Raw genomic sequence first — 16,317 nt, 5'->3', positions numbered from 1 at the left:
ATGCGCACCGTACAACAACTCATCGACCTGAGGGACAAGACCGCGCTCGTGACAGGCGGCTCGCGCGGGCTCGGCCTGCAGATTGCCGAGGCGTTGGGCGAGCAGGGCGCGCGCATCGTGCTGTCCGCGCGCAAGCCGGATGAACTCGATGCCGCCGCGAAGCATCTGCGCACGCGCGGCGTCGATGCGCGGTGGATCGCGGCGGACGGCGCGCGCGAGGACGACATCGCCCGCCTCGCCGATGAAGCGCTGGCTGTGCTCGGCCGCGTCGACATTCTGGTGAACAACGCGGGCGCGACATGGGGCGCGCCCGCCGAGGACTATCCGATCGCGGCGTGGGACAAGGTGATGAGTCTGAACGTTCGCGGGCTCTTTCTGCTGACGCAGCGCATCGGCAAGCTGTCGATGATTCCGCGCCGCTATGGACGCGTCATCAACGTGGCGTCGATTGCGGGGCTTGCGGGCAACGCGCCCGGCACGATGGAGACGATCGCGTACAACACGTCGAAAGGCGCGGTCGTGAATTTCACGCGGACGCTCGCGGGCGAGTGGGGCAAGCACGGCATCACGGTGAACGCGCTCGCGCCCGGCTTCTTTCCGTCGAAGATGACGCAGGGCTCGCTCGACCGGATGGGCGTCGAGCGCATGTGCGAGCGCATTCCGCTTCACCGTCTCGGCGACGACGAAGACCTGAAGGGCGCGGCTGTTCTCTTTGCGAGCGATGCCGGCAAGCACATAACCGGGCAGGTGCTGGCCGTGGATGGCGGGGTGAGCGCGGTGTAGCGTCAAGCGGCGTTAGGCGAGCATTGCTTGGCATTTCTGCGTCCGTAATCACTCGTTCGACGTACGGCGCGCGGCGTATGGCTCTTTGATTGCGAAGTCGCGGGTGATCGAAGCGAGAGATTTCGTTCCAGTCACTGCGTTTCTAACGCCGCTAATATTCTTAGCAAGTCGGTGCCCGCGAAGGGCTTGACCAGACAATGCAGGCCGCCCGCGTTCGCCACCGCGAGGCGCGTCGTCTCGTTGTCGTGCGACGTGATGAAGATGGCTGGAGGGCGCGGTTCGACGAGTCGTGCGTACAAGGTGGGGCCCGAAGCTCCGGGAAGCTGGACGTCCAGGACGAGACACCAGGCGCTCTCTATGCCGCCTGCGACGCTATATGCTTCAGCACTTTCGTAAGCGAGCGCGTCGTACCCCGCCAGTCTTAGCAGGCGTTGTAGCGCACGCCGCATACCGTCATCGTCTTCGACAATGACGATCGTTTTTTTCGTATCGCTCATGGCCAGCCACAGGGAGGTATCCCAGTGTGGTGCCGCAAGAGCAAGCTGCCTATCGGGATGAGGGGCAACGCGATTGCCCTTGCGGGCAACGCTTGTCCGCCTGTACATTCGACGCGCGGGTGAGTGGTTCCGCCCGACGAATCAGTTCTGCAAGTGAATGCGCCTCGAACTTACGCATCAGTTCTGCTCGACACGACTTGATCGTTCGTTCGCCTAAATAGAGCTCGGCGGCAATCTGCTTGTTCAATTTGCCCGCGATGATGCCGCGCAGCACGAAGTGCTCGCGCTCGCTGAGCTCCACTTTGCTTGTCAACGGTGATGCATGCTCCACGGCAGTGCGATCAGTGGCGGCGAGCGCGCTTTCGATGGCTGCGAGTAAGGCCTGTGAATCGATAGGCTTCAGTAGGAAGTCGCTGGCGCCCGCTTTTATCGCAAGAACTGTCTTTGGAATGTCCCGATAGGCGCTGATGAAAACGATCGGAATCGGGTGCTCCCTGCGTTGCAGCGCGTGCTGCAGTTCCAGGCCGCTAGGACCGGGAAGTTCCAGGTCCAAGAGTAGGCAGCCCGGGAGCGAATTCGTTTCTGCCACGAGGAAATCGCCGGCGCTCGCATAGGCCTGAACTGAGTATCCAGCGTTCTTCAAGAGCCGTGACAAGGCGGTGCGCATGGATTCGTCGTCATCCACGATGTGGACGATTGCTTTGGCATGATCGATCAAGTCTCGCGTCCTCGGTTTGTCGCCCTGTGCGTAGCACGGAGATCGCGCCTTCGGCGTACGGGCGTTAGCGGTTGCGTCTTCTCGCCCTCACACAGATATCACAACTTTGAGCCAAGCCGTGCGTCGCTCGGCGCGCGCTACTGGCGGGGCATTGCAGCGGCCGTCGCCATGAGGTTTTGCGGTTTCACGCGGATGAGCCCGTTTCGCGGGCTATCAATATCCGCGATTAGCGTGAACGAGATCGAAACAATCAACGGCATGATCATGAGGAGGCGTCTGCCCGGTCTCGAGCTTCGCGTTCCGTACCCGATCAGAACGTTGCAGAAGAAACCGATGATGAGCATGAGCGCCCATGCAGAGGTCGGAATATGGTTCCACCAGGCAGCCTGTGTATAACCCTGCGTATTGATGACGTCGTTCATGCCAGCGATTGCGAGTGCAGAGAGCGGGCCTGGTTGCGCATTCGCACCGGAGCGAGCGGCCGTCCAAAGGCTGGATTGCAAGCGAGCCGTCGCCGTGTTGATTTGCTGCAGTTCATCGCCGTCACCGGTCTGATAAAAGCTGATTCGCTGAGCGGCGTACTGCGGCAAAAGCGCACGGATCTCAGAAGCCTGCGCCGCCGGTAGCAGTTCCGCACGCAGCAACTCCGTCCCGATAGCATTCGCTTCCTCTTCCTCGAGGTTCTTGCGCTGATCGTAGTGGCCCACCGCCATGGACAGGCTGAAACCGATGACCAGAGCAAGAAGGGTGAGAGCCGCCGACTGCACAACGCCGAAGTCCTCGCGCATGTCGTCTGCCATCGGTCGCGCTCGGCGCAATAGCGAGCCAAAGTAGGCGGCGGCTGACATGACGAACAAGGTGAGCACGAGAAAAACAATCGGATGGCTAACCAGTTCTGGCACGCTTGCCTCCTTCCGGGCCCGTGGGAGTCAGGGCTTGAACATGCGCGCGTAGCGGCGCCCGTACGTTTGAAGCGTATCGGACCAATTCGTCGCTGTTGGCGAAAGGCTGCATCGTCAACGCTCGAGAAGGATGCTCGAATCCGGTGCTCACGGTGCCATTCGGCTGTTCGTCTGATGGGCGCATCTCGGACGTCGAAGAACGGTTTGTCTCCAAGTGTCTCACCAGATGACCAGCCGTGATATTGGGAAGACGGGCAATGCAATTGCCCTCGGGGGCAATCCAACCTCGGCTGCGGACCGATTGCCCCCGGGGGCAACAGCCGTTGCCCGATATCCCTATGGCGCACACCATCGTTGACGTGAATGATTCTGAACGTCGTTCTTTCCAACAGGGGTAGAACATGTCCACGAAACTCAGCTGGCTGGCCGCACTCGCCATCATGGCTTTTGACGCGACAGGGAACATGACGAGCGCCGCGCCCAATCCCGCGACCGACGCCACGCGCAAGGCCAACCAGGCGGTCGCAGACTATCTGCCGTTCTCGAACACGCAAGATTTCGAAGACGTGCGTCGCGGGTTCATCGCCGATCTGCCGAGTGCCGTGATAAAAGGCGCCGCTGGCAACACCGTCATCGATCTTTCTCAGTATGACTTTCTGCACGGGAACGGTCCGGCTCCGGCCACCGTGAATCCCAGCCTATGGCGACAGTCGGAGCTACTGTCCACGCGCGGACTCTTCAAGGTGGTCGATGGCATCTATCAGGTGCGCAACATCGACCTCGCGAACATGACTTTTATTCGCGGAAAGACGGGCTGGGTGGTCATCGATCCGTTGACTTCCACCGAGACCGCGAAGGCTGCGCTCGATCTGGTCAACGACAAGGTCGAGCGATTGCCCGTGACCGGCGTAATCTTCACGCATTCGCACGTCGATCACTTCGCCGGCATTCGAGCGGTTGTCGACGAGGCGGACGCGCGCTCGGGCAAGATCCCGGTCGTCGCTCCCGAAGGGTTCATGGAGGAAGCCGTCAGCGAGAATGTCTTCGCCGGCAATGTGATGAGCCGGCGCGCGTCATACATGTACGGCAATCTGCTGCCGAAGAACCCCGAAGGGACAGTCGGCGGCGGTCTCGGACTCACGACCGCGGCGGGCACGATCACGCTCTTCGCGCCTAACAAGATCATCGGGAAAACTGGCGACAAGATGACAATCGACGGCATCGACGTTGTTTTCCAGATGGCGCCCGGCACCGAAGCGCCCGCGGAGATGCTCTTCTACTTCCCGCAGTTCAAGGCGATCGACCTGGCGGAGGACGCCAATCACACGCTGCATAACCTTCTCACGCTGCGCGGGGCAAAGGTGCGCAGCGCACAGAAGTGGACGAGCACGCTGGATGAAACCATCGACATGTGGGGCAGCGATGCCGTGGTGTCGTTCGGCAGCCACCATTGGCCGCAGTGGGGCAATCAGCGCGTCGTTGAGCATCTCGAGAAGCAGCGCGATCTGTACAAGTACATCAACGACCAGGTGCTGCGCATGGCCAACCAGGGTCTGACGATGAACGAGATCGCCGAGCAGTTCAAGCTACCCGACAGCCTCGCCAAGGAGTTCTACAACCGAAGCTATTACGGTGATCTCAGGCACAACGTCCGAGCGACATACCAACTCTATCTCGGATTCTGGGACGGCAATCCGGCGAACTTCAATCCGTATCCGCCCGCAGAGGAGGCTAGGAAGTACGTCGCGATGGTCGGCGCGACCAAGATGGTCGATACGGCGAAGGCCGCCTACAAGCAAGGGGATTATCGCTGGGCTGCGACCGTCGCGAACAAGGTCGTCTTTGCCGATCCTCAGAACCGTGAGGCGCGCAACGTCGAAGCGGACGCGCTGGAGCAACTCGGCTATCAGGCCGAGTCAGGCCCGGCGCGCAACTTTTATCTCTCGGGCGCGCAGGAGTTGCGCGGCGGGGTACAAAAGGCGGCGACGCCCAATACGAGTTCGCCAGACATAATGCGCGGTATGACCACCGACATGTTCCTCGACTTCCTAGCCATTCACCTCGACGGACCCAGAGCGGGCGCGAAGTCATATGTCTACAACCTGAACTTCCCGGACACGAAAGAGCAGTATGTGTTGACGCTTAAGAATGGGGTGATGAATTACCGAAAGAACAAGCAGCTCGACAAGGTGGACGGCACCGTCACGTTGAATCGCACGACGCTTGACGACATCGCCCTCGGAAAGGTCAAGCTCGGCAACCTCGCTGAAAGCGGTCAGGTCAGGATCGACGGAGACTCGGCCAAATTCAAAGACATGCTAGGAAACTTCGACAAATTCGACTTCTGGTTCGCCATTGCAGAGCCTTGAAGTCCGCGTTCGACCACGCTGTCTTTGTTACGTTTCGCGCGCCGCGTTGCGATCTGGCTTGTGCTGCGCGCGGAATCGGCTTCTCGATGCAGAGGGAAGCCATACCACGAATTCACTGCCACCCCCTTCTCTGGAGCGAGCTACGATGGTGCCGCCATGAAGCTCGACGATTGTCCGCGCAATCGAGAGTCCAAGACCCATGCCATGAGGCTTAGTGGTGGCGAAAGAGTCGAAGAGCGTCGATCGCATGGCTTCGGGGATGCCGTGACCGCGGTCCGCGACGGTCAGTTCGATGCCGTGTTCGCCGGGCCGCGTCAGTATCGTGAGAAGGCGCTCTGTGTGTTCCGTCTCATGCATTGCGTCCATCGCATTGACTGAGAGATTGAGAAGGACCTGCTGAAGCTGAATCCGGTCGCCAACGATGTCAGGACAAGCCGGTGCGAGCTCCGACTCGATTGCGATACGGCGCCGCCGAGCCTCGGGGGCCAACAAGGTCAGTGTCTCCTCGACGGTCGAATTCAAGTTGAGCACGATGAACTCGACGGGCTGCTTTCGCAGCAAATCGCGCAAGCGCTGTACGACCTGACTTGCGCGCGCTGCATCGCGGCGCACGTCGGCGAGGATCTGCTGAAGTTCGGGCACTTCGGGCTCGCCATGCTCCAAGATCAATCCGGCCGCATCGGCATTGCTAAGAATGGCGCCTAGCGGCTGACCGACTTCGTGCGCAATCGAGGCGCTCAGTTCACCGGCAGACGAAATGCGCGCGGCTCTGGCTAGTTCGTTGGCACGTACCGTTGCCGCTTCTTCCGCGAATCTTCGCTTGCGATGCTGCCAGAGCAGGGCGGCGATGGTCAAAGCTTGTAGTCCCACCACGGCGGCCACGAAGAGGACGGTGCCCCGATACTGATTCCAGAGCGATGGAGGAACGTTGATTTGCTCGCAGTCGTCCGGGATCAGGGAGGAGTGGATCGCCAACCTGTCGGACTGAGTTCGGTCGACGATGCAACGAGAGCGCATCGTGGGCAAGGTCGCACCATGAGCCGATACTTTGCCCAGCAAAATAGACGCGGCAAGACCGCCGGCGCGACGTCCGTTATCCTCGTAGCTGATAACCGCGCCGCCTATCAAGCCTTGATCGAGGTAGGTCGGATACCAGCCGTAGATCGGAGCACGCGACGCACGCGCGATCGGAGCGACGACTTCGAATGGGAAGAAGGTTCGACCCTCACGGTCGCGATACATCGTCGTGTAGACGACCGCTGCGGTGGACGCGTCGAGTGCATTCAGCCGGCCTTGCAATTCGTTCAGTGTCAGTCCGCTCCAAACCTTGACGTCCCAATCTCTTGATCGGCGCGAGCGAGCCGCCTGTTCGGCGAGCCGCGCGGTGAAATCGTCGAAATTGCTGTTTCCCGCCACGATGACGAGTTGCGTCGCGTGCGGCTGGATGGCTTCCGCCAGTGCAATCGTATTGTCGGCGTCGAAATGCCAGGCAATATAGGCAAAATCCGGAGGTATTCGGGCGACGCGGCTCTCGTCGATACTTGTAATCAGAATGGATGCCTTGGGCCAGATGTCCGTGTGGTATCGCGTGGTGAAGTCGAGCGCGAAGTCGGCGATGCCAATAACCAAATCGATTCGTTTGTTCTCATACTTCTTCTTGAGGAGCGCGAGAAACTGTGGAGTCAAGTCGCTGCTGTCGAATCGCAATTCATCGAGCGAATCGGTGTAGAACTCGACGCCATCCGGTGCAGCAGCGGTCAGCGCGCTACGCAGCGCTCGGATTTGGATGGCTACCGCTGGCTGCGTAGGATCGGCGCCCGGAAGAATGACGACTCGCCACGGCTCGCCTGCGTGAATGGCGTTGGAGAGAAACCAAAGCATTAAGCCCAGCCAACAAAGGCTCCAACGATTCAATCGTGCGGAGCGGGGCGTTTGAACATTCCGTGTCGCAACTCCCTCGGGCATATCAACTCCGAAAGTTGGCGAGGCGATTCGGCGGTACGCATAACCGGAAGCGCCTGTGATTATTTTTTTTCGAATCGTATGGCGAGCAATATAGCAAAGACTTACCTTGACTTTGATATTGGACATTGCCCCTTTTGCAGTGAGATTGCGCCGACGCGATACCAAAACAGCCGCCAAAAGTGCGGACATGCGAAGTCAACTCTTGGTCCGAGGCGTCGAAAGGAAAGCTGAACGCTTCTCTGATGGCGGCTGACCTTATTCAATCGACCGACGGCGTGATCTCAACGTTGGCGGTTCGGTTATGCCTCGCGCCTTGCGATCACTTCGGAGGACTGCTTTCCTTCCGGTGTCGGAAGTGGCCGATATCTAGTCTGAGAGGTAGGCTGTCGATATTGGCGCCGCAGTCGATTTCCGATTCGATGTGTCGGCCCCATTGTTGGGCTTGCTGCGAGTGTGGAATGTGCGGTGAATGAGTTCGCCGACTCGGCGGCGCATTCCCACAGGGCAGTGGTTGCCGCGTTGCGCGACGAATGTCCGATGCGGTTCAAAGCAAGGTCAATCGGCTTGGCTCGCGTGATCGCGTTCCAGTAGATTTCCGGCAAAGCGCTGTTTGCCCGCATTAGGCAAAGAAAAAGGGCCTGCCGAGACGGCAGGCCCTTCTTGATCTTTGGTAGGCCGTGCGGGATTCGAACCTGCGACCAACGGATTAAAAGTCCGCTGCTCTACCAGCTGAGCTAACGACCCGAAAGAGGCGAAATTATAAGCGGCGATCTCGAATACTGTCAACCGTATATCGCCATAACCCGCTCAAGAGAAACGCCCGCGGCATGCGTGCCCGCGAGCGTTCTTCAACGAGAGGCGCGGAACCGGAGAAGCCCGAAAGCTCCGCTTACTTCACCTGCGACATCTTGCTTTGCGCCGTCTGCGCGACTTCAGTGCCCGAATACTGCGAGATGATCTGTTGGAGCGTCTGCTTCGCAGCCGATTTCTGGCCCTGTTCGATCTGGTTATTCGCGATTGCGAGCAACGCTTCGGGTGCTCGCGGATGCGTGGGGTACGTCTTCACCAGATTCTGCCAGATCGCAGTGGAGCCCTTGTAGTCGCGCTGCGCATACAACGCGTTGCCGAGCCAGTACTGCGCGGTCGGCTGATACGGGCTTTGCGGATACTTCGCGACGAACGCCTTGAACGACGCCGCGGCACCCTTGTAATCACCGTTACGGAACTCCGTCGACGCTGCGTTGAACGCTTCCGTCTCGCCAGGCTGCACCGAACCCGTCACGCCGTCGATGGTCTGCTGCTGCGGCTCGAACTTCTTCAAGCGCGTATCGAGATCGGCGTAATAGTCCTTCTGCTGCTTTTGCAGCGTGGCCACCTGGTTCGCCAGGTCCTCGTTCTGGCCGCGAACCGTCGCGAGCTGCTGATTCAGCTGGTCGAGGCGATTCTGCTGATCGAGGATCGTGCGCTGCGCAGCCTGCAACTGATTGGTGAGGCCATCGGTCTTGGTGCGCAGATCGAGCACGGCTTTGCGCGCTTCGTTGTCGTCGAAGACGCCGGCGTGCGCGGGCACGCCGAGCATTGCCGAACCGGCTACACACGCGGCTGCGGCAGCGCGCAGCAAGGGAAAGCGATACAACATAGGGCGACTCACCCGTGACTGGTTACGTTAGTTCGATTACTGCTGGTACACGAGATCCGCGCGGCGGTTCTGCGCGTACGACGACTCGTCGTGACCCGTCGCCGTCGGCTTTTCCTTGCCGAGGCTCACGGCTTCCATCTGCGAATCGGCCACGCCCATCAGCGACATCGCGCGACGCACGGCTTCGGCGCGCTTCTGGCCGAGCGCGAGGTTGTACTCGCTCGTGCCGCGTTCGTCGGTGTTGCCCTGAATCAGGACGTGACGCTCCGGATGGCTCTTCAGATACGACGAATGTTGTTGCAGCAGCGGCTGATAGTCGTCCTTCACGGCATAGCTGTCGAAGTCGAAATAGATGCTGCGCTTGGCGAGCGGGCTGTTCGGATCGTTCAGCGGGTCGATGTTGACTTGCTTCACGTCCGTCGGGTTGGGCTGCGTGCTCACCGCACCCTTGTTCGCGCCTTCATCGAGCTTCACGCCCGAATGACACGCGGCCAATGCGCCGACCATTGCAACTGCCAGGCCGATACGGAGTTTCGACATCATGGTACCTCTCCTTGTGTTGTAGCTGAACGTTGTAGGTGAAACGTATTGCTGGACTTATTGCATGAACGGACCCCAGGACGGCTCGCGCACCGCGCCGCCCTGTACGGACAAGACTTGCCGCGTGCGACCATCGGTCGACACGGCTGCCAACACGCCACGTCCGTTCACTTGGGTGGCGTAGAGGATGTACTGACCATTCGCCGCGAAGCTCGGCGATTCGTCATGCGTCGTGTCGGTCAGCCCCGTTGCCGTGCCGGACGCGAGGTCCTGCAAATACAGCTTGAAGCCGCCGCCGGTGCGCGAAATGTACGCGAGTTGCTTGCCGTCCGGGCTCACGCGCGGGCTCGTGTTGTAGCTGCCCGTGAACGTGACCCGCTGGGCCGCGCCGGCAGATTCCCCCGCCGCCGGCATTCTGTAGATCTGCGGTTGGCCGCCGCGATCGCTCGTAAAGTAGATGGAGTTGCCATCGGGCGAGTAGGCCGGCTCGGTATCGATGGAACTGCCTTGTGTCAGACGGCGCAGGCCGGTGCCGTCCGCGTTGACTTCGAAAATCTGCGTATTGCCGGTGCGCGACAGCGCGACCGCGAGCTTGCGGCCGTCAGGTGACCACGCCGGCGCACTGTTGTTGCCCTTCTGATTCGACACGACGATGCGGCGTCCCGTCGGCAGGTCGTGAATGTAGACGACGGGCTTCTTCTTCTCGAAGGACACGTACGCGACCTTCGTGCCGTCCGGCGACCATGCCGGCGAGATGATCGGTTCCGGGCTGGAGAGGGCGATCTTCGCGTCCTGGCCGTCCGAATCCGAAATCTGCAACTGATAGCGCCCGCCCGTCTGGATGACATACGACAAGCGCGTGGCGAACACGCCCCGGCCGCCGAGCAGCTTGGCGTAGATGTAATCCGCGATCTTGTGCGCGCTCATGCGCAGGCCGCTTTCCGCGCTGACGAGCGACAGGCCGCCGAGATTCTGCTGCTTCACCGTGTCATAGAGGCGAAAGCGCACTTCGTACTGGCCGTTCGACAGGCGCGTGACGCTGCCCGACACGAACGCGTCCGCGCCCTTGGCCTTCCACGCGCCGAGATCGACGGATTCGGTTTCCGAAACCGGCGTGCTGCCCGCGTCGATATTCGTGAACTTGCCGCTCCTCTGCAGATCCTGACGAATGATCGCGCTGATCTGCTGCGGCGAGTTCGCCTCGTTGGCGAAATTGGCCGTCGCGATCGGGAACTGAGTCGAACCGACGCCGGTGACGAGCACGTTCAACTGGGCGTGTGCGGCGGTGCCGGCTGCGATCAGGCAGGATGCGACCAGCGTTCTCAGGCCAAGCTTCGTCATCAAACTCATGCTGTTTAGGTTCCGAAAAAAGCGTTTTCAAGTGTCTGGGGAATGCAGAACAGACCCCCGGTTGCACGATTCGTTCCCAGCGCAAAGCGCCTCGCACGCTGGCCGAATCAGCCTCCAGCCGGTCGCAGCGTGATGGTGAAATGATCGGGCGCCTTGCCGTCGACATCGACGGGCATCGGGTCCGAACGCTGCACCGCGCGAAGCGCCGCCTGATCCCATTGCTCGTTGCCGCTCGACCGGCTGATGTTTGCCGAGAGCAGCGTGCCCGACGGCGAACAACGGACCGACACGACGGTTTCGAGCCCTGCGGTCTCACCGGCCCAGACGATATTCGGCCGCACGCGCCGCTGCACCTTCTCGGCATAGCCGGGCGACGTCGCGTTGCCGCCCGCGCCCCGGCCCGTGCCGCTCTTCGCGAGGCCTTCGCCGCTCGAACTCGTGCCGCCGCCCAACTGGCCTTGCAGCGCGGCGAGCCGCGCACGGCGCTCGGCGTCGACCTTCGCTTTCGCTTCCGCATCGGCCTTCGCCTTTGCCTGCGCCTTGGCTTTCGCTTCGGCGTCGGCCTTCGCGCGGGCTTCCTTCTGCGCCTGCTGTTGCTCGGCCTTGAGCTGTTCCGCCTTCTGCGCCTCGGCTTGCTGCTGACGTTCCTTCTCTTGCTGCGCCTTGGCTTGCTGTTGTTGCTTCTGCAGTTCCGCCTGACGCTGCTTCTCGATCTGTTTCTGCTTGTCTTGCATCGCCTTCTGCGCCGCGGCTGCTGCGGCCGCTTGCGCGGCGAGTTGCTGCTGACGTTTCGCCTCCGCTTCTTGCTGCGCCTGCTGCTGCGCTTGCTGCTGCTCGCGACGCTGCTCGGCAAGTTGCGCCTCGCGCGCGGCGGCTTCCTGCTGCTTGCGCTTTTTCTCCTGCAACGCGATGTCCGCCTGCTCGTCTCTCGCGGGCGGCGGCGCGGGCTGCGCCTTTGCAGGCGCGGGCGGCGGAGGAGCGGGGCGCGGCGTCGGCGCGGACATGTCGGGAATGTCGGTCCAGATTTCGGCTTCGGCGCCGGCCGGCGTGTTGTTCTGCCAGTTGATGCCGTGATAGAGCAGCCAGCCGAGCAGCAAATGCATGACGGCCGCGAGCGCGAACGCCTTGCCCGTGCCTCGCTCGCGAGGCGGACGGATGGGCCGCGCGGAACGCGCGCGCGCCTGCTGGGGCTGGCCGGTGCGACGATCGATCATTGCGATTTGACGAGCAATCCAACGCGCTTCACGCCGCGCGCTTTCATATCGGACATCACGTCCATGACGACTTCATACTTCACCGTCTTGTCCGCCGCGATCACGACCGGCTGATCCGGGTGCGATTCCTGACGATTGAGCACGAATGCGTTGAGATCGCCCTTCGTCATTTTCTGCTCTTGGGTCGCGCCGCCTTCTTCCTTGTAGCGCACGTTCATGCTGCCGTCCGCCTTGATGTTGATGACGAGCGGCGGCTGCTGTTCCTGCGGCTGCGCATTGCCGACGGTCGGCAGATTGATGATCGAAGGCGACACGAGCGGCGCGGTCACCATGAAGATGACGAGCAGCACGAGCATCACGTCGATATACGGCACGACGTTGATGTCGGCCATCGCGCGGCGCGAACTGCCGCGCATGCTGGAACGGATCGGGCCTGCCATCGCGGACTCCTGTTAGTGCGCCTGACGCTGCAAGATGTTCGAGAACTCTTCGATGAAGGTCTCGAAGCGGATCGCCAGCCGGTCGATGTCGTGCGCGTAGCGGTTGTACGCGACCACGGCGGGAATCGCGGCGAACAGGCCGATCGCGGTGGCGACGAGCGCCTCGGCGATGCCCGGCGCGACGTTCGCGAGCGTCGCCTGTTGCACGTTGGCGAGACCGCGGAAGGAATTCATGATGCCCCAGACCGTGCCGAACAAGCCGATATACGGACTCACCGACCCGACCGAAGCAAGGAACGCGAGGTTCGCTTCCAGCACGTCCATTTCGCGCTGAAACGCGGCGCGCATCGCGCGGCGGGAGCCGTCGAGAATCGCGCTCGGATCGGTGATGCGGCGCTCCTTGCCCTTCAGGAATTCGCGCATGCCCGACTCGAAGATACGCTCGAGCGCGCCGATGGTGTGACGGTTGTTCGCCGCGCTCTGATACAGCGCCTGAAGGTCGCCGCCCGACCAGAAATCTCGTTCGAAGCGCTCCGTCTGCGCACGCGCGCGGCGAATGGCGAACCACTTGCGGAAGATGAAGGTCCACGACAGAAGCGACAGAACCAGCAAGAGCGCCATCACGGCCTGCGCGAGCACGCTGGCATGGACGACGAGAGATACGATCGACAGGTCTTGTGTATTGTTCATAAAGGTCCGCTGTTACTTCCCGGAAAACGGCGTCCGGTCGGAGCGTCAGGCTTTCGTGAATGAGATGTGAACGGAACGAAAGCCGCGCCTTTGCCGGCTCTTTCTCGATTGTCTTGCTCTGCTAACCACGGCTGAATCCGCCATGCGGCGCGATGGGTGCATCGGCTGACTGCGCCGCAGGAGGGCCGCGCCGGAGTCCGTCGAGGACGGCTGCCGGAATGCCGGCGGGCCGAATGGATGCGCGATCCACCGACGCCACGCGAATCTCGCCGCTCGCGAGCAGCACGCCGTCGCGCCACGCTTCCTGATGAAAGTCCACCGACGCGCGCCCCAGCCGCTCGATACGGCTGACGACGCGGATCACGTCGTCGAGACGCGCGGGCGCTGAATAATCGACGGACGTCCTTTTCACGACGAACACGATGCCGTCTGATTCCGCGAGGCGCTGCTGGTCGATTCCGCACGCGCGCAGCCATTCGGTACGCGCGCGCTCGAAGAACTTCAGGTAATTCGCGTAGAAAACGATGCCGCCGGCGTCGGTGTCCTCGTAGTACACGCGAATCGGCCATTCGAAAACGGACGGATTGCTCACCTGCGCGCCGCCCCGCTTGCGCCGGGCCTTCTCAGACCGCTGCGGCTCGCTTTTTGACAGATATTCATCCGCGGCATTTTACCGGAACCCGCTAAGTGCTCGCCAAATCCTCAGGCAGTTTGCCGCTCAGCCGCGGTGAATTTGCAACGGTCCGAACGTCTGCGCGACCGGCATCAGTTCGATCGTGTTGATGTTCACGTGCGCCGGCCGCGTGGCGATCCAGTAGATCGTGTCCGCGATGTCCTCGGCCGTGAGCGGCTGCACGTCCTTGTAGACGGACGCGGCCTTGTCGTCGTCGCCCTTGAAGCGCACGTTGGAGAACTCGGTTCCGCCGCACAGGCCCGGCTCGATATCGGTCACGCGCAATGCAGTGCCCGCGAGATCGGCGCGCAGGTTCAGGCTGAACTGCCGCACGAACGCCTTGGTCGCGCCGTAGACGTTGCCGCCTGGATAAGGATAGGAGCCGGCTACGGAGCCGAGATTGAACACGTGGCCGCGATTGCGCTCGACCATGCCCGGCAGAACAGCATGTGTGACGGCGACGAGACCGGCGCAGTTCGTGTCGATCATGTTCTTCCAGTCGTCGAAGTTCGCGCGTTGCGCGGGCTCGAGACCGAGCGCGAGGCCGGCGTTGTTCACGAGCACGTCGATCTGCGCGAAGCCGTCAGGCAGCGAAGCGATCGCGTTTCGCACGGCGCTTTCGTCGCGCACGTCGATTTCGACGGGCAACAAGGCGTCGCCGAGTTCCTTCGACAGCGCGTCGAGGCGTTCCTTGCGACGCGCCGCCGCGACGACGCGATGGCCGCCGTTGACGAAAGCGCGCGCGATAGCGGCGCCGAAGCCGGCTGACGCGCCGGTGACGAAGACGATCATGGTCGAGCTCCGATTGGAGATAAGCGATAGGCCGAACCGGGCGGCGCACAGGCACGCGTCCGGCAACGGCGCAAAGGGTACTTCCATTGATGCCAGGCGGCAAGCGACCGCGCACGCGAACGACCGTGCTTCCGGGCGCAGCCACGCACCGCAAAAGAGGGGCGCGAAGGGGTCCGGAGGCCGGTTGCCTAAAGCCCGGCCGCCCATTAAACTACAACGCTCAAACCCCGCGTGACTGGCGATAGAATCTACGGATTCAAGGTGGAACGACCCACTAGGAAGCGCGGAGCGTCGTTTTGCCGTTCGCCTGGGCAGCTGAGATCCGCGCGCCGTCGCTGCGTTGCCGGTGGCTGTCCGTTCCGCGAAACCGGATTCTTCCCTCATCCGCCGCGTCTGGACTTCATCGGTGTCCAGCCTTTCGTGCGCCCGCGCGATCCGGTCAACCTGTTTTGATCTCACGGAAAACGTATGTTCGACAGAGCCGAAAGTACCCTTGCCAAAGTCGATCCCGAATTGCTCAAGGCCATCGAGCAGGAAAACCGCCGACAGGAAGAGCACATCGAGCTGATCGCCTCGGAAAATTACACGAGCCCGGCCGTCATGGCCGCGCAGGGTTCGCAACTCACGAACAAGTACGCGGAAGGCTACCCGGGCAAGCGCTATTACGGCGGTTGCGAGTACGTGGATATCGTCGAGCAGCTGGCCATCGACCGCGTGAAGCAACTTTTCGGCGCCGAAGCCGCGAATGTGCAGCCGAACTCCGGCTCGCAGGCGAATCAGGGCGTGTTCTTCGCCGTCCTGAAGCCGGGCGACACGATCATGGGCATGAGCCTCGCCGAAGGCGGGCACCTCACGCACGGCTCGCCGGTGAACATGTCGGGCAAGTGGTTCAACGTCGTCAGCTACGGCCTGAACGAAGCCGAAGACATCGATTACGAAAAGACCGAGGCGCTCGCCAAGGAACACAAGCCGAAGCTGATCGTCGCGGGCGCGTCGGCGTTCGCGCTGCGCATCGACTTCGAGCGTCTTTCGAAGATTGCGAAGAGCGTCGGCGCTTACTTCATGGTCGACATGGCGCATTACGCCGGTCTCGTCGCCGCGGGCCTCTATCCGAACCCCGTGCCGCACGCGGACTTCGTCACGACGACCACGCACAAGAGCCTGCGCGGCCCGCGCGGCGGCGTCATCCTGATGAAGGCAGAATTCGAGAAGCAGATCAATTCGGCCATCTTCCCCGGCATTCAGGGCGGCCCGCTGATGCACGTGATCGCCGCCAAGGCCGTCGCGTTCAAGGAAGCCCTCGCGCCCGAGTTCAAGACGTATCAGCAAGCCGTGATCGACAATGCTCGCGTGCTGGCCGAGACGCTCGTCAAGCGCGGACTGCGCATCGTGTCGGGCCGCACCGAAAGCCACGTGATGCTGGTCGACCTGCGCGCGAAGAAGATCACGGGCAAGGCCGCGGAAGCCGCGCTCGGCGCCGCGCACATCACGGTGAACAAGAACGCGATCCCGAACGATCCCGAAAAGCCGTTCGTCACGAGCGGCGTGCGTCTCGGTTCGCCCGCCATGACCACGCGCGGCTTCGGCGTGAAGGAAGCCGAAATCGTCGGCAACCTGATCGCGGACGTGCTGGACAATCCGGAAGACCAGGCGACCATCGAGCGCGTGCGCGCCCAAGTGGCCGACCTGACCAAGCGTTTCCCGGTCTACCGTTAATCCTCTAGCCAAGCCCCGAGACACGCCGC

At 61.9% G+C, this 16,317-nt stretch carries 15 protein-coding genes, 1 tRNA gene and 1 riboswitch; of the genes, 3 read left to right on the top strand and 13 right to left on the bottom strand.

The features are described 5' to 3' along the window. Positions 1-783: an SDR family oxidoreductase gene (locus HWX53_RS22425; RefSeq protein WP_175944960.1), complete on the top strand. Its 783-nt coding sequence runs from the start codon at positions 1-3 to the stop codon at positions 781-783. Positions 784-914: 131 nt separating this feature from the next. Here the strand turns inward: HWX53_RS22425 and HWX53_RS22420 are convergent, their stop codons facing one another. From HWX53_RS22420 to HWX53_RS22410, 3 genes are all read right to left on the bottom strand, one after another. Then, a complete protein-coding gene (locus HWX53_RS22420) occupies positions 915-1,280 on the bottom strand; it encodes a response regulator (protein ID WP_175944958.1) in 366 nt (121 codons plus the stop codon). A gap of 49 nt (positions 1,281-1,329) precedes the next feature. Further along, the gene (locus HWX53_RS22415) at positions 1,330-1,998 is read right to left on the bottom strand and encodes a response regulator (RefSeq protein ID WP_175944956.1); all 669 of its coding nucleotides are present in this window, start codon (positions 1,996-1,998) and stop codon (positions 1,330-1,332) included. Between the two features lie 137 nt (positions 1,999-2,135). After that, on the bottom strand, positions 2,136-2,900 hold the full coding sequence (locus tag HWX53_RS22410; RefSeq protein ID WP_175944954.1) for a hypothetical protein: 765 nt from the start codon (positions 2,898-2,900) through the stop codon (positions 2,136-2,138). A gap of 401 nt (positions 2,901-3,301) precedes the next feature. Between HWX53_RS22410 and HWX53_RS22405 the strand changes: the two genes are divergently transcribed. After that, the gene (locus tag HWX53_RS22405; RefSeq protein ID WP_175944952.1) at positions 3,302-5,269 is read left to right on the top strand and encodes an alkyl sulfatase dimerization domain-containing protein; all 1,968 of its coding nucleotides are present in this window, start codon (positions 3,302-3,304) and stop codon (positions 5,267-5,269) included. Positions 5,270-5,296: 27 nt separating this feature from the next. Here the strand turns inward: HWX53_RS22405 and HWX53_RS22400 are convergent, their stop codons facing one another. The 10 genes from HWX53_RS22400 to HWX53_RS22355 form a co-directional block, all read right to left on the bottom strand. Next, positions 5,297-7,423, bottom strand: coding sequence for a sensor histidine kinase (locus tag HWX53_RS22400; protein ID WP_175944950.1), 2,127 nt, complete (start codon positions 7,421-7,423; stop codon positions 5,297-5,299). A gap of 479 nt (positions 7,424-7,902) precedes the next feature. Next, positions 7,903-7,978 (bottom strand) — tRNA-Lys (locus HWX53_RS22395). Between the two features lie 145 nt (positions 7,979-8,123). After that, a complete protein-coding gene (ybgF, locus tag HWX53_RS22390; RefSeq protein WP_175945299.1) occupies positions 8,124-8,873 on the bottom strand; it encodes a tol-pal system protein YbgF in 750 nt (249 codons plus the stop codon). A gap of 36 nt (positions 8,874-8,909) precedes the next feature. After that, positions 8,910-9,416, bottom strand: coding sequence for a peptidoglycan-associated lipoprotein Pal (gene pal, locus HWX53_RS22385; RefSeq protein ID WP_175944948.1), 507 nt, complete (start codon positions 9,414-9,416; stop codon positions 8,910-8,912). Between the two features lie 54 nt (positions 9,417-9,470). Continuing rightward, entirely contained in the window at positions 9,471-10,763 is a 1,293-nt protein-coding gene (gene tolB, locus HWX53_RS22380; protein WP_175944946.1) for a Tol-Pal system beta propeller repeat protein TolB, read from the bottom strand. A gap of 107 nt (positions 10,764-10,870) precedes the next feature. Beyond that, positions 10,871-11,977, bottom strand: a complete 1,107-nt coding sequence (tolA, locus tag HWX53_RS22375) for a cell envelope integrity protein TolA (RefSeq protein ID WP_175944944.1) — start codon at positions 11,975-11,977, stop codon at positions 10,871-10,873. Further along, positions 11,974-12,417, bottom strand: a complete 444-nt coding sequence (gene tolR / locus HWX53_RS22370) for a protein TolR (protein WP_175944941.1) — start codon at positions 12,415-12,417, stop codon at positions 11,974-11,976. Before tolR ends, tolA begins: the two co-directional genes overlap by 4 nt. 12 nt (positions 12,418-12,429) lie before the next feature. Then, the gene (gene tolQ / locus HWX53_RS22365; RefSeq protein WP_175944939.1) at positions 12,430-13,107 is read right to left on the bottom strand and encodes a protein TolQ; all 678 of its coding nucleotides are present in this window, start codon (positions 13,105-13,107) and stop codon (positions 12,430-12,432) included. Positions 13,108-13,228: 121 nt separating this feature from the next. Next, entirely contained in the window at positions 13,229-13,699 is a 471-nt protein-coding gene (gene ybgC, locus HWX53_RS22360) for a tol-pal system-associated acyl-CoA thioesterase (protein WP_175944937.1), read from the bottom strand. 126 nt (positions 13,700-13,825) lie between these two features. Further along, a complete protein-coding gene (locus HWX53_RS22355; protein WP_175944935.1) occupies positions 13,826-14,572 on the bottom strand; it encodes an SDR family NAD(P)-dependent oxidoreductase in 747 nt (248 codons plus the stop codon). A gap of 221 nt (positions 14,573-14,793) precedes the next feature. Next, positions 14,794-14,892, top strand: a riboswitch (ZMP/ZTP riboswitch). A gap of 148 nt (positions 14,893-15,040) precedes the next feature. Between HWX53_RS22355 and glyA the strand changes: the two genes are divergently transcribed. Next, the gene (gene glyA / locus HWX53_RS22350) at positions 15,041-16,288 is read left to right on the top strand and encodes a serine hydroxymethyltransferase (RefSeq protein WP_175944933.1); all 1,248 of its coding nucleotides are present in this window, start codon (positions 15,041-15,043) and stop codon (positions 16,286-16,288) included. Positions 16,289-16,317: the final 29 nt, after the last annotated feature.

This window comes from Caballeronia sp. BCC1704 (assembly GCF_902833455.1).
Taxonomy (GTDB): domain Bacteria; phylum Pseudomonadota; class Gammaproteobacteria; order Burkholderiales; family Burkholderiaceae; genus Caballeronia.
This window is presented reverse-complemented; position numbering and strand designations above follow the sequence as displayed.